The organism is Simiduia aestuariiviva, assembly GCF_014192475.1.
GTDB lineage: Bacteria > Pseudomonadota > Gammaproteobacteria > Pseudomonadales > Cellvibrionaceae > Simiduia > Simiduia aestuariiviva.
Map to the genome: position 1 here is coordinate 449127 of NZ_JACHXZ010000004.1, position 12437 is coordinate 461563.

The following is a 12437-nucleotide window of genomic DNA, read 5'->3' on the forward strand; positions in this document are numbered from 1 at the left end:
ACTTTAACGAATCTGTTTGAGGCCCGATATGGCAGCCGGAAAAGAGATACGTACTCAGATTACGAGTATTAAAAGTACGCAGAAGATCACCTCGGCCATGGAAATGGTTGCGGCGAGCAAGATGCGTAAAGCGCAAGAGCGCATGCAGCTCGGCAAGCCCTACGCACAGCGTATTCGCGCCGTCGTGGGTCACATTGCCAATGCAGCGCCTGAATACCAGCACTTGTATATGCAAGAGCGTGAGGTTAAGCGCGTCGGTTACATTTTGGTATCCACCGATCGTGGTTTGTGTGGCGGCTTGAACATCAACATGTTCAAAGGCGCACTCAAGTCCATGAAAGAGTGGGCTGATCAAGGCGTGGGCATAGATATTTGTGTGATTGGCGGCAAAGCGCAGTCATTCTTCAAAAGCTACGGCGGCAACGTGGTGGCATCTGTGCGAGACATGGGCGAGGAGCCTTCACTCTCGGGATTGATTGGTACGGTGAAAACCATGCTGAACGCCTATGCAGAGGCGAAGATCGACCGCTTGTTCTTGGTGGGTAACGATTTTGTAAACACCATGACGCAAGTGCCTTACGTCAATCAGTTGCTGCCGCTGCAAGCGGAAAAAACTGAAAAACTGTCTCACACCTGGGACTACTTGTACGAACCAGACGCAAAAGTATTGCTGGATGGTTTGTTGACTCGCTACATCGAATCTCAGGTCTATCAGGCCGTGGTTGAGAACGGTGCTTGTGAGCAGGCTGCACGCATGTTGGCAATGAAAAACGCCACAGACAACGCTGGCGATCTGATCAAGGATCTTCAGCTGGTGTACAACAAAGCGCGTCAGGCAGCCATTACCCAGGAATTGTCTGAGATCGTTAGCGGTGCTGCGGCGGTTTAACGCCCTGCGCAATAGATTTGAAATTTAGGTTTTTAAGAGGAACCGGAAATGAGTAGCGGACGCATTGTACAAATCATCGGTGCCGTTATTGACGTGGAATTTCCGCGTGATTCCGTACCCCAAGTTTATGATGCACTTACAGTGGCAGACAAAGGTCTGACCCTTGAAGTGCAACAGCAACTGGGTGACGGTGTGGTACGCGCGATTGCCATGGGCTCTTCAGAAGGTTTGAGCCGTGGATTAAGCGTTGAAAACACCAAAGCACCAGTCTCCGTGCCTGTGGGTAAGCAAACCCTAGGTCGCATTATGGACGTACTGGGCAACCCCATTGACGAAGCTGGCCCGATCGGTGAAGAGGCGCGTATGCCTATCCACCGTAAAGCCCCTGCTTACGACGAGCTTTCACCTTCATCTGATTTGCTGGAAACCGGCATCAAGGTGATCGATTTGGTTTGTCCTTTCGCCAAGGGCGGTAAGGTCGGACTGTTCGGTGGTGCGGGTGTTGGTAAAACCGTAAACATGATGGAACTCATCAACAACATTGCTAAAGCACACAGTGGTCTGTCTGTTTTTGCCGGTGTTGGTGAGCGTACTCGTGAAGGTAACGACTTCTATCACGAGATGAAAGAATCCAACGTACTCGATAAGGTAGCGATGGTTTACGGCCAGATGAACGAGCCACCGGGCAACCGTTTGCGCGTAGCCCTGACCGGCTTGACTATGGCGGAGAAATTCCGTGACGAAGGTAAGGACGTACTGTTGTTCGTTGACAACATCTACCGTTACACCTTGGCCGGTACCGAAGTATCTGCACTGTTGGGTCGTATGCCATCTGCGGTGGGCTACCAGCCTACACTGGCTGAAGAAATGGGTGTTTTGCAGGAGCGTATTACCTCCACCAAAACCGGTTCAATCACCTCCATTCAGGCCGTATACGTGCCTGCGGACGACTTGACCGATCCATCGCCAGCCACCACTTTTGCGCACTTGGATTCTACTGTTGTATTGAGCCGTGATATCGCCGCTAAGGGTATCTACCCAGCGATCGACCCACTGGACTCTACCTCTCGTCAGTTGGACCCACTGATCATCGGTACCGAACACTACGACGTTGCACGTGGTGTACAGACCGTACTTCAGCGCTACAAAGAACTGAAAGACATCATCGCTATTTTGGGTATGGATGAACTGTCAGAAGAAGACAAAATGACCGTTTATCGCGCCCGTAAAATTGAGCGCTTCTTGTCTCAGCCTTTCCACGTAGCGGAAGTATTTACCGGCGCACCCGGCAAGTACGTAACCCTGAAAGAGACCATTGCGGGCTTCAAAGGGCTGCTGGCAGGCGATTACGACAATCTGCCAGAGCAGGCCTTCTACATGGTTGGCACTATCGATGAAGCTATCGAAAAAGCCAATAAAATGAAGAAGTAACAGCCGTCAATAGAGGCAAAGGTTATGGCCATGACAGTCCACTGTGACATCGTCAGCGCAGAAGAAGCGATCTTTTCCGGTTTGGTTGAACTGGTAGTAGCTGCGGGAACCGAAGGTGATTTAGGTGTCACCTACGGCCACGCACCCCTATTGTCCAGCTTGAAACCAGGTCCTATTCGGATCGTGAAGCAAGACGGCGAAGAGGAAATTTATTACGTTTCCGGCGGTTTTTTGGAGATTCAACCCTACCAAGTCACCGTATTGGCCGATGCAGCGCTTCGTGCCGACGATTTGGACGAAGCGGCGGCTCTTGAAGCACAGAAGTCAGCTGAACAGCAACTGCATAACAACGCGGGTGAAATCGACTTTTCTCGCGCTGCTGTGGAGTTGGCTGAAGCCTCCGCCAAACTTCGTACACTGCAGGCAATTCGCAAAAATCTTAATAAATAAGATTAGGCGAAAAAGCCAACAAAAAAGGGTAGCATTAGCTGCCCTTTTTTGTTTTTACATGGTCTGTAAGCACAGGCTAACGCGTTTACAAACGATGTTCCGTCGGGGCGTCCAGGGACGGCCGGGAACCGATTAGGATTGAATATGTTAGACATCGTTGTATTGGCAGCTGGCAAAGGCACCCGAATGAAATCGGATCTGCCCAAAGTACTGCACCCCGTCGCAGGTAAGCCACTACTCCAACACGTACTCGATACCAGCCAACAACTCGGTGAAAGCGAACTGATAGTGGTTGTGGGTCACGGTGCTGAAACTGTGCGCGAGCGCGTTCACGCGCCAAAATTGAAATTTGTCGAACAAACCGAACAGCTTGGCACCGGCCATGCCGTTCAGCAAACGCTGCAGTACTTACGCGATGATGCGGTGGTTTTGATCCTCTATGGCGACGTACCCCTGATCGCGGCCGACACCCTCGAAACCATGATCGAGCAGGTAAACCACTTTGACATGGCACTGCTCACTGTATTGCTGGGCGATCCCTCTGGCTATGGGCGAATAGTGCGCAATGCTGAAAATAGTATTGTGGCCATCGTCGAACAGAAGGATGCAACACCACAACAACTGCGCATTCAAGAGGTCAACACCGGCGTCATGGCGGTGAAGGGCGCGCTTCTCAAGCGTTGGTTGCCAGAGCTATCGGATGACAATGCCCAGGGCGAATATTATTTAACCGATATCATTGCGTTGGCCTCACGCGATGGCATCACCGTTCAAGGCATCCACCCCACTTCCGAATTGGAAGTTCTGGGCGTCAATAACCGACGCCAACAGGCGGAATTAGAGCGCTACTACCAAAAAACCAATGCCGACAAACTCATGGAAGCTGGGGTGACGCTATTAGACCCCTATCGATTCGATGTGCGTGGCAAATTGCACTGCGGAACCGATGTCATCATCGATGTAAATTGTGTCTTTGAAGGCACCGTGACACTTGGCAATAACGTGGTAATTGAACCTAATTGCGTGCTTAAAAATGTGACTGTTGGAGATGGCGTACGAATCAAAGCTAACAGCCATCTGGAAGACACAAAGGTCGCTGAAAATTGTGAAATTGGGCCCTATGCCCGTCTGCGTCCGGGCACCGAATTAGCCGCGGGCGCAAAAATTGGCAACTTCGTGGAAACCAAGAAAACCTACGTAGGCAAGGGCAGCAAAATCAATCACCTGAGCTATGTGGGCGATGCCACTCTGGGCGAAGGCGTCAACATCGGCGCGGGCACCATTACCTGCAATTACGATGGCGTTAACAAATACAAAACTGACATCGCCGATGGCGTGTTCGTAGGTTCGAATACCGCGTTAGTTGCGCCAGTGACCCTCGGTTCCGGTGCCACCGTTGGCGCGGGTTCGATCATTACCAAGAATGTAGAGCCAGAGGAATTGGCTATCGCGCGTGCCAAACAACGCAATATCACGGGCTGGCAAAAACCAACCAAGAAATCGTAAAAAAATTTAGCAACACAGTTTCGCCCCTTGGTCTGGGGATGAACGCTTACAGGAAAAGATTATGTGTGGAATCGTAGGTGCGGTTGCGAGCCGCAACGTTACAGGGATTTTAGTAGAAGGCTTGATGCGCTTAGAGTACCGCGGCTATGACTCAGCCGGGGTTGCGGTCATTGATAAAGATGGCGCTCTGCAAATTCGCAAAGCGGTTGGCAAGGTTAAAGGCCTCACCGACAAGCTAGACAGCAATCCTACACAGGGCTTTACGGGTATTGCGCACACTCGCTGGGCTACCCATGGCAAACCCACAGAACTCAACGCCCATCCCCATTGCTCAGGCGATATTGCCGTTGTGCACAATGGAATCATTGAGAATCACGGTGAATTGCGCGAGAAACTAAAAGCAAAGGGCTACGAATTTGTGTCTGAGACTGACACAGAAGTAATCGCACACCTGATCCACAATTTAACTTCAGAGGGCCTTTCGCTCATAGATGCCCTGCAAGCGGCCGTTGCGCAATTCGACGGCGCCTACGCCCTTGCTGTAATCGACATCAATCGCCCCAATGAACTGGTTGCCTGCCGCAGTGGCAGCCCGCTGGTATTGGGCTTGGGTATTGAAGAAAATTTCGTCGCCTCTGATCAAATGGCACTCCGTCAGGTTACTGACCGCTTTGTATTTTTGAATGAAGGTGATTTTGTACACCTGAATGACGATAAGGTTGCTATTTATAATATCGAAGGCGACCTTGTTGATCGCGACATACACCAGTTGACCGATAAAGCGGAGGTCGCTGATAAAGGCCAGTACCGCCACTATATGCTCAAAGAAATTTTCGAGCAGCCCACGGTACTTGCACGCACCTTGCAAGGGCGCATTAGTAAAACAAAAGTACTTGAAGCAGCTTTTGGCGCAGACGCCAGTGGCATTTTCGATAAGGTTGAGGGCGTTCAAATTGTTGCCTGTGGAACCAGTTACCACGCAGGTTTAGTGGCGAAATACTGGATGGAATCTATTGCTTCGATTCCTTGTCAGGTTGAAGTGGCCAGCGAATATCGATATCGCAAAGTGTTTGTGCCTAAAAATACACTGTTTGTCACCATCTCACAGTCTGGTGAAACCGCCGACACACTTGCAGCGCTTAAAGAAGCAAAGAAAAGTGATTACCTCGCGAGCCTCGTGATCTGCAACGCGCCGAATTCTTCATTAGTGCGCGAATCCGACCTAGTATTCATGACCCAGGCCGGCCCTGAAATCGGTGTGGCTTCCACAAAGGCATTCACCACACAACTTATTGCATTGCAGTTGCTTACCATTGCACTCGGCCGCAGACATGGTTTAAGTGCAGATCAAGAAGCAAAAATGGTAGCGGCTCTCGCCACGGTGCCTGACGAGGTTGCCAAGGCTTTGACCTTGGACACTGAAATAAAAATTACCAGCGAAAAATTCGCGGATAAGAAACACGCGTTATTTCTTGGCCGTGGTGTTGAATACCCTGTGGCAATGGAGGGGGCCCTTAAGCTTAAGGAAATTTCCTACATTCACGCTGAATCCTATCCAGCGGGTGAGCTTAAACACGGACCGCTTGCACTAGTCGATGCAGACATGCCCATTGTTGCCGTTGCACCAAACAACGAATTAATGGAAAAGTTGAAATCAAACTTGGAAGAAGTACAAGCGCGGGGCGGCAAACTATTTGTGTTCTCCGATCAAGCATCTGCATTTCCAAGTTCCGATGATGTCACCGTGATTAACGTACACTCAGTGCCCGATACCATAGCGCCCATGGTGTATACCATTCCCCTGCAGCTATTGAGCTATCATGTAGCTATTGTAAAGGGTACCGACGTGGATCAGCCTCGCAACCTCGCTAAATCAGTTACCGTCGAATAAATGAGACTCGATGTTGCCCTCGTGGAGCGCGGCTTTGCCCGCTCCCGATCACAGGCTCAGGCGTTAATTAAAGCAGGTGCCGTGTCAGTCAACGGTCAACCCATTCAAAAGTCCTCCTTCGTCTATGAAAGTGACATGCGCTTGCACGTTGCACAAAGCGACGTTACGCAATACGTGTCACGTGGTGGTATAAAACTCGCAGGCGCACTGGATAAACTGGAGCTCGACGTCAAGGGCCTCACAGCGATCGATATGGGCCAGTCTACCGGTGGCTTTACCGATTGCTTACTACAACGCGACGTCGCCAAGGTAGTGGGCGTCGATGTCGGCCGTGATCAACTCGTACAATCCGTGCGAGTTGATCCAAGAGTCGTCTGCTATGAAGGCATCAACGGCCGAGAATTACCGACACAAGCGCTACTTTCACATACTGCCAACAGTCAGGGTTTCGATCTGGCGGTAATGGACGTATCGTTCATCTCGCAAACACTGATTATTCCGTCCCTAGTGCCGCTCCTTAAAAAAGGCGCTCACCTTTTGTCATTGGTTAAACCACAGTTTGAGCTGCAACCGGAGCACATAGGTAAAAATGGATTAGTAAAGACCAATCAATCCTATCCTTTTGTTGAATTAAAAATACGAGAGTGTTTGGCTTCACTAGGAATGCAAGTACAATATTATTTTCCTTCCGACATCGAGGGTGGCGACGGAAATAAGGAGTTTTTTATTTTTGCGCGAAAATGATTTATAGAAAAAATGGCTTAACACGAGCGTTGCTTTAACGAGTATTAGTAAGATCTTTCTCAACTATTTTCCCAACTTTCAGCTCTTCACTTTTAAGATAGATATACTTACCAGCAATTAAAGGAATGTCTCGTGCACTACGGTCACTATATTGAACATCGATATCTGTAATTGTAGCTCCGAAGCCTGCTGTTCTTAGGAAGTGAAAATTACCATAATAAGTCATAGATTTAGGTACTATTTGAAAAGGAATCTGTGCATTGTTGTTGGCATGTAAACCAAACCCCCCGTTATAAACTGACCAAGAAGTAATTTCGTATTCCCCTGGCTCTAAAGCCACTGCAACTATTCTTCCTCTCGTTCCAGGATAGTCTATATCCCAATTCCTGCCCGGGCTTATTTCTATGGTTTGCGTACTCGACTGATTCACTTTATTAAAGCGAACTGAGTAATGAGACGCAGTGCCACTGTAGGAAATGGATATCACCAAATAACCAACATCTTTATCGCTATTAAATTCATGCATTATAGGGAGATACCGCACTTCCGTGCATGCCGTGGTTAATATTAATAACAAAATAAAGATTGAATAAGATACTAATTTCATAAGGCTATCTATGATCCAAGTGAATGAATTAATTCGGTTAGTTAGAACGAATAATGTTCATCGTTCATTATTTACCCGCAGCTTCCGTAACCCCTGCTTCAAGCGAAACAAATGATCATGCAATTTCGGCCCTTTATGTTTCGCTACCCCAATAGCCAACACGTCAATCACCACTAAATGGGCGATGCGTGACGATAGCGGCGTATAGATTTCAATATCCTCTTCTACATTGACCTCGATAGGAATGCTGGCTTTTTGTATCACTGGAGAGCCGGAGGGTGCGATGGCGATAACGATACCGCCGACACTGCGCACCACTTCAATGGCGTTGATCAGTGCTTCGGTGCGGCCCGATTGTGAGATGGCTACAACCACGTCGCCGGGTTTCATGGACATCGCCGACATGTGTTGAATGTGGTGGTCGGAATAGGCCGCAGTGGCTAGTTGTAGGCGGAAGAATTTATGCTGCGCGTCTGCCGCCACGGCGCCACTGGCACCAAAACCGAAAAACTCCACGCGGTTGGCATTGCACAGGGCGTTAACGGCGCGATCCATGATTTCGGGGTTGAGTGAATCGCGTACCTTGAGCAGGGTATCGACGGTGGAGTCAAAGACCTTGTGGCTGTAGTCGGCCACGGTATCTTCGTCCGTGACCGCTATTTGCCCAAAACTGGGGCTTGCCGCCAGTTGTTGGGCCAAATTGAGCTTAAAATCCTGAAAACCTTCACAGCCGATGGCGCGGCAAAAGCGCACCACAGTTGGTTCGCTGACTTCCGCGCGCTTGGCCAAATCCACGATTCGCATGTGTATAATGTCCGCCGGGTGTGCCAGCACAAATTCCGCCACTTTGCGTTCAGACTTGCGCATCGTTAAGATAGCGTCACTGATTTTTTGTGTCATGAGTGCCGGTTTCACTGCCTACTCCTTGTAAAAGCTTTCTGCGTTGTTGCCTTGGTGGGCGCTGCGCGGCGCCTTGCACTATATATCCCACTGCAGCGGCGCATTGCTACCCGGCATTATTTTATTCAATCATGTAGTAAAAACACCAGATTTTTGTAGTTTTCCTACATACAGCGAAATATGATGGTGCATGGACGTTTCTCTCCTGCTCGACCAACTCAACGATGCGCAGCGCCAAGCGGTCAGCGCAGAACCCTGTAATCAACTGATTCTGGCCGGTGCCGGCAGCGGTAAAACCCGCGTGCTGGTGCACCGCATTGCTTGGTTGATCCAAGTTGAACAGGTATCGCCCGTGTCGATCATGGCCGTGACCTTTACCAATAAAGCCGCCCGTGAAATGCGCGCGCGCTTGGAAGAGCTCATGGGGCTGAATCCACGCGCCATGTGGGTGGGCACCTTCCACGGTTTAGCGCATCGGCTCCTTAAAATGCATTGGTCTGATGCCAAACTGCCGCAGAATTTTCAAATCTTAGACAGCGATGACCAGCTGCGTATGATCAAGCGCGTGTGTGCGGGTTTACAGTTGGATGAAAAGCAGTGGCCGGCTCGCCAAGCCCAGTGGTGGATCAACAGCCAAAAAGACGAAGGTCGCCGCGCCGACCACGTCGATGATACCGGCGATGTCTATACCCGCACCCACTTGGCGATCTATCGCGGTTATGAAGCCGCTTGCAATACCACGGGGCTGGTGGATTTCGGGGAATTGTTACTGCGCGCCCTGGAATTGCTGCGCGACAACCCAGCGCTACTCAAGCATTACCAACAGCGTTTCCCCTTTGTCTTGGTGGACGAATTCCAAGACACCAATGCCGTGCAGTATGCCTGGTTGCGCGTGCTGGCGGGCAAAACTGCATATGTCACCGCCGTGGGCGACGACGATCAATCCATCTACGGCTGGCGCGGCGCGCGCATCGAAAATATCCAGCGGTTTACCGATGATTTTTTGAATACCAAAACCATCCGCTTGGAGCAAAACTACCGCTCTACCGCCAATATTTTGAAAGCGGCCAATGCGGTCATCGATAACAACCAAGGCCGACTCGGTAAAGAGCTGTGGACCGACGGTGATGAGGGCGATTTAATCGCCCTGTACGCCGCTTATAACGAACAAGATGAGGCGCGCTTTATTGTCGAGCGCATTGAGCAATGGCACAGCCAACCGAATCGTCGTTTAGACGAGGTGGCCATTTTGTATCGATCAAACGCCCAATCGCGGGTGCTGGAAGAGGCGCTTTTACGCGAACAGGTGCCCTATCGTATCTATGGCGGCCAGCGATTTTACGAGCGCTTGGAAATCAAAAACGCGCTGGCGTATTTACGCCTGATCAATAACCCCCACGATGACCCCGCGTTTGAGCGGGTGGTAAACACACCCACCCGCGGCATTGGTGAAAAATCCGTTGATACTATTCGCCAATTTGCGCGTGCAGAAGGCTGCTCGCTTTGGGCTGCGGCACAAAAAATGGTGCAGGAAAAGGTCTTAGCCCCACGGGCTCGCAGCGCGGTGGAGGGTTTTCAAGTACTGGTGCAAGAGCTGAAACAGGTCACCGAAACGCTGCCATTGGGCGACATGGTCGATAAGGTCATCAAAGGCTCTGGCCTGCTGGATTTCCACAAAAATGAGAAGGGTGAAAAGGGCCAAGCGCGGGTCGAGAACCTCCAAGAACTCACCAACGCCTGTGGCAGTTTTGTCGGCGAAGATGAAAACATCTCAGATTTGGCGGAATTCTTAGACGGTGCGGCACTGGATGCTGGCGATCAGCAGGCCGATGAATTTGAAGACGCGGTGCAATTGATGACCCTGCACTCCGCAAAAGGTCTGGAATTTCCCCTAGTGTTTTTGGCGGGCATGGAAGAAAATCTATTTCCGCACAAAATGTCCATGGAAGAGCCAGGTCGCCTAGAGGAAGAGCGCCGCTTGGCCTATGTGGGCATTACCCGCGCCATGGAGAAGCTGTACCTGACCTATGCGGAATCGCGGCGCATGTATGGCAGCGAAACCTACAATGCCTTGTCGCGTTTTGTGAAAGAAATACCCAATACGCTGTTAGAGGAAGTGCGCGTGAAAGCGAGCTTTTCTCGCCCTGTATCTTTTGAACGGGCCGCCCCTTCACGTTGGGATAATCAGGCAGAATATGCGCAAGATACCGGTTTTAGTCTTGGGCAAGGTGTTAACCACCCAATTTTTGGCGAAGGGGTTATCACCCAATTTGAGGGCCAGGGCGCCAATGCGCGCGTGCAGGTGAATTTTTTAAATGAAGGTAGTAAGTGGTTGGTGCTCAGGCTGGCGAAGTTGGAAGCATTGAGTTAATTTCCTCGCACCTTTTGCAACACCCATCACAATAATAATGGCTAACACTATGAACCCACTTAACCCTCAACGACATTCTGCATGGATTCCCATCGTAATCGTGAGTTTAGCGGCGCTGGTGATCGCACTTTTCTATGCCTTGGTATTCAGCCAACCGGCCACGCAAAAGGTGTTTGAAAACACCGGTGCGCAAACGCAGCAGGTTTACAAATGGCGCATGGCGACCACCTGGCCGAAAAATTTTCCCGGTCTGGGTATGGCCGCAGAAAACTTTGCGAGTTGGATCAATGAAGCCAGCAATGGGCGAATGCAGGTGACCGTATATGGCGCCAATGAATTGGTGCCTGCACTGGGCGTGTTTGATGCAGTTTCCAGTGGCAGCGTTGAATTGGGCCACGGTGGTGCCTACTATTGGAAGGGCAAAATCCCCGCAGCGCCGTTTTTTACCTCGGTGCCTTTCGGCATGAACGCACAGGAAATGAATGGCTGGTTGCACTACGGCAACGGCCTGACATTGTGGCGTGAGGCCTATGCACCGTTCAACATTGTACCTTTCGCCGGCGGCAATACCGGCGTGCAAATGGCCGGTTGGTTTAACAAAGAAATCAATTCCATGGCCGATATCAAAGGCCTAAAAATGCGCATTCCGGGGCTGGGTGGTGAAGTGTTTACCCGTGCAGGAGGTGTTGCCGTCAACATCCCGGGCAATGAACTGTACACCTCGCTGCAGACCGGTGTTATCGATGCCACGGAATGGGTGGGGCCCTACAACGACTTGGCCTTTGGCTTTCATCAGGTGGCCAAGTATTACTACTACCCCGGCTGGCACGAGCCAGGTCCCACTCTGGAATTAATCGTGAATAAAACCGCGTTAGAGTCGCTACCCGCAGATTTACAAAAGTTGGTGGAAGTGACGGCGCGCGCGGTGAATCAAGATATGCTCGACGAGTACACGGCGCGCAATAACCGGGCAATGAATGAATTGGTCACCAAGCACGGTGTACAAATCAAGCGGCTGCCAAGCGACGTGTTGCAAAAGCTCAAGCAAATTTCTGATGAAATGTACGCTGAACAATCTAAGCAAGACCCATTTTTCGCCAAGGTCTATGCCGATTACAAAGCGTTTCGCGATCAAGCTAAGCACTACCACGGGATATCGGAAGAGGCGTATTACCAAAGTCGGTAGTAGGCTATTTGTTATTTCTAGATGTTCAGGCGCACAGGGTGCGCCTAGCGGGCGGGGTTATTTACCGATTGGGCGCGTGCGGCCGTTGCCGTCGATGGCCACATAAACAAATTCGCCTTCGGTAATTTTTTGGGCTTCACCGCCCTGCGGGTCCATGATCCACGCTTCTACCAAGGTGCGGATTGAGGAGCGTCCCACCTCTTCGACCTCTACGTAAAACCCAACGCTTGAACCCACCGGTACGGGGCGTAGAAAGACCATGGAGCCCACGGCCACGGTAGTGACCCGGCCCCGGGCGATAGACTGCGCAGAAACAGAGCCGGCCAAATCCATTTTGGTCATCAACCAACCGCCGTAAATATCGCCGCTGGCGTTGGTATCGGCGGGCAAAGTTAATGTTTGTAGCATCAACTGGCCTGTGGGTGTGGGGTTCTCGTCTTCATTTTGCATGGTGAATTCTCG

The 12437-nt window shown here is 50.7% G+C and carries 11 protein-coding genes; 8 read left to right on the forward strand and 3 right to left on the reverse strand.

Going from position 1 to position 12437, the window contains the following annotated elements; genetic code table 11:
• Positions 1–28 precede the first annotated feature (28 nt).
• From atpG to FHS30_RS15015, 6 genes are all read left to right on the forward strand, one after another.
• Positions 29–889: a F0F1 ATP synthase subunit gamma gene (gene atpG, locus FHS30_RS14990; RefSeq protein WP_183911320.1), complete on the forward strand. Its 861-nt coding sequence runs from the start codon at positions 29–31 to the stop codon at positions 887–889.
• Between the two features lie 48 nt (positions 890–937).
• On the forward strand, positions 938–2320 hold the full coding sequence (gene atpD, locus FHS30_RS14995; RefSeq protein ID WP_183911321.1) for a F0F1 ATP synthase subunit beta: 1383 nt from the start codon (positions 938–940) through the stop codon (positions 2318–2320).
• A 24-nt stretch (positions 2321–2344) separates the two neighbouring features.
• Positions 2345–2770: a F0F1 ATP synthase subunit epsilon gene (locus FHS30_RS15000; protein ID WP_183911322.1), complete on the forward strand. Its 426-nt coding sequence runs from the start codon at positions 2345–2347 to the stop codon at positions 2768–2770.
• A gap of 144 nt (positions 2771–2914) precedes the next feature.
• The gene (gene glmU / locus FHS30_RS15005) at positions 2915–4276 is read left to right on the forward strand and encodes a bifunctional UDP-N-acetylglucosamine diphosphorylase/glucosamine-1-phosphate N-acetyltransferase GlmU (RefSeq protein WP_221197327.1); all 1362 of its coding nucleotides are present in this window, start codon (positions 2915–2917) and stop codon (positions 4274–4276) included.
• Positions 4277–4337: 61 nt separating this feature from the next.
• Positions 4338–6167 carry a glutamine--fructose-6-phosphate transaminase (isomerizing) gene (gene glmS, locus FHS30_RS15010; protein WP_183911324.1) on the forward strand — a complete coding sequence of 610 codons (1830 nt, stop codon included), beginning with the start codon at positions 4338–4340 and terminating at the stop codon, positions 6165–6167.
• The gene (locus FHS30_RS15015; RefSeq protein WP_183911325.1) at positions 6168–6911 is read left to right on the forward strand and encodes a TlyA family RNA methyltransferase; all 744 of its coding nucleotides are present in this window, start codon (positions 6168–6170) and stop codon (positions 6909–6911) included.
• A 34-nt stretch (positions 6912–6945) separates the two neighbouring features.
• Here the strand turns inward: FHS30_RS15015 and FHS30_RS15020 are convergent, their stop codons facing one another.
• Together FHS30_RS15020 and hexR are read right to left on the reverse strand one after the other, a co-directional pair.
• Positions 6946–7518, reverse strand: coding sequence for a hypothetical protein (locus FHS30_RS15020; protein ID WP_183911326.1), 573 nt, complete (start codon positions 7516–7518; stop codon positions 6946–6948).
• A gap of 57 nt (positions 7519–7575) precedes the next feature.
• A complete protein-coding gene (gene hexR, locus FHS30_RS15025) occupies positions 7576–8433 on the reverse strand; it encodes a transcriptional regulator HexR (RefSeq protein ID WP_425502389.1) in 858 nt (285 codons plus the stop codon).
• 175 nt (positions 8434–8608) lie between these two features.
• Between hexR and uvrD the strand changes: the two genes are divergently transcribed.
• Both uvrD and FHS30_RS15035 read left to right on the forward strand, forming a co-directional pair.
• Positions 8609–10789: a DNA helicase II gene (gene uvrD, locus FHS30_RS15030; RefSeq protein ID WP_183911327.1), complete on the forward strand. Its 2181-nt coding sequence runs from the start codon at positions 8609–8611 to the stop codon at positions 10787–10789.
• A gap of 49 nt (positions 10790–10838) precedes the next feature.
• Positions 10839–11975 carry a TRAP transporter substrate-binding protein gene (locus FHS30_RS15035; RefSeq protein ID WP_183911328.1) on the forward strand — a complete coding sequence of 379 codons (1137 nt, stop codon included), beginning with the start codon at positions 10839–10841 and terminating at the stop codon, positions 11973–11975.
• 57 nt (positions 11976–12032) lie between these two features.
• Here the strand turns inward: FHS30_RS15035 and FHS30_RS15040 are convergent, their stop codons facing one another.
• The gene (locus FHS30_RS15040; protein ID WP_183911329.1) at positions 12033–12425 is read right to left on the reverse strand and encodes an acyl-CoA thioesterase; all 393 of its coding nucleotides are present in this window, start codon (positions 12423–12425) and stop codon (positions 12033–12035) included.
• Positions 12426–12437 lie beyond the last annotated feature (12 nt).

Coding starts and splice junctions, on each gene's coding strand:
- uvrD (WP_183911327.1), top strand. CDS start 8,609: ATGGACGTTTCTCTCCTGCTCGACCAACTCAACGATGCGCAGCGCCAA.
- FHS30_RS15035 (WP_183911328.1), top strand. CDS start 10,839: ATGAACCCACTTAACCCTCAACGACATTCTGCATGGATTCCCATCGTA.
- glmS (WP_183911324.1), top strand. CDS start 4,338: ATGTGTGGAATCGTAGGTGCGGTTGCGAGCCGCAACGTTACAGGGATT.
- atpD (WP_183911321.1), top strand. CDS start 938: ATGAGTAGCGGACGCATTGTACAAATCATCGGTGCCGTTATTGACGTG.
- FHS30_RS15020 (WP_183911326.1), bottom strand. CDS start 7,518: ATGAAATTAGTATCTTATTCAATCTTTATTTTGTTATTAATATTAACC.
- atpG (WP_183911320.1), top strand. CDS start 29: ATGGCAGCCGGAAAAGAGATACGTACTCAGATTACGAGTATTAAAAGT.
- FHS30_RS15015 (WP_183911325.1), top strand. CDS start 6,168: ATGAGACTCGATGTTGCCCTCGTGGAGCGCGGCTTTGCCCGCTCCCGA.
- FHS30_RS15000 (WP_183911322.1), top strand. CDS start 2,345: ATGGCCATGACAGTCCACTGTGACATCGTCAGCGCAGAAGAAGCGATC.
- FHS30_RS15040 (WP_183911329.1), bottom strand. CDS start 12,425: ATGCAAAATGAAGACGAGAACCCCACACCCACAGGCCAGTTGATGCTA.
- glmU (WP_221197327.1), top strand. CDS start 2,915: ATGTTAGACATCGTTGTATTGGCAGCTGGCAAAGGCACCCGAATGAAA.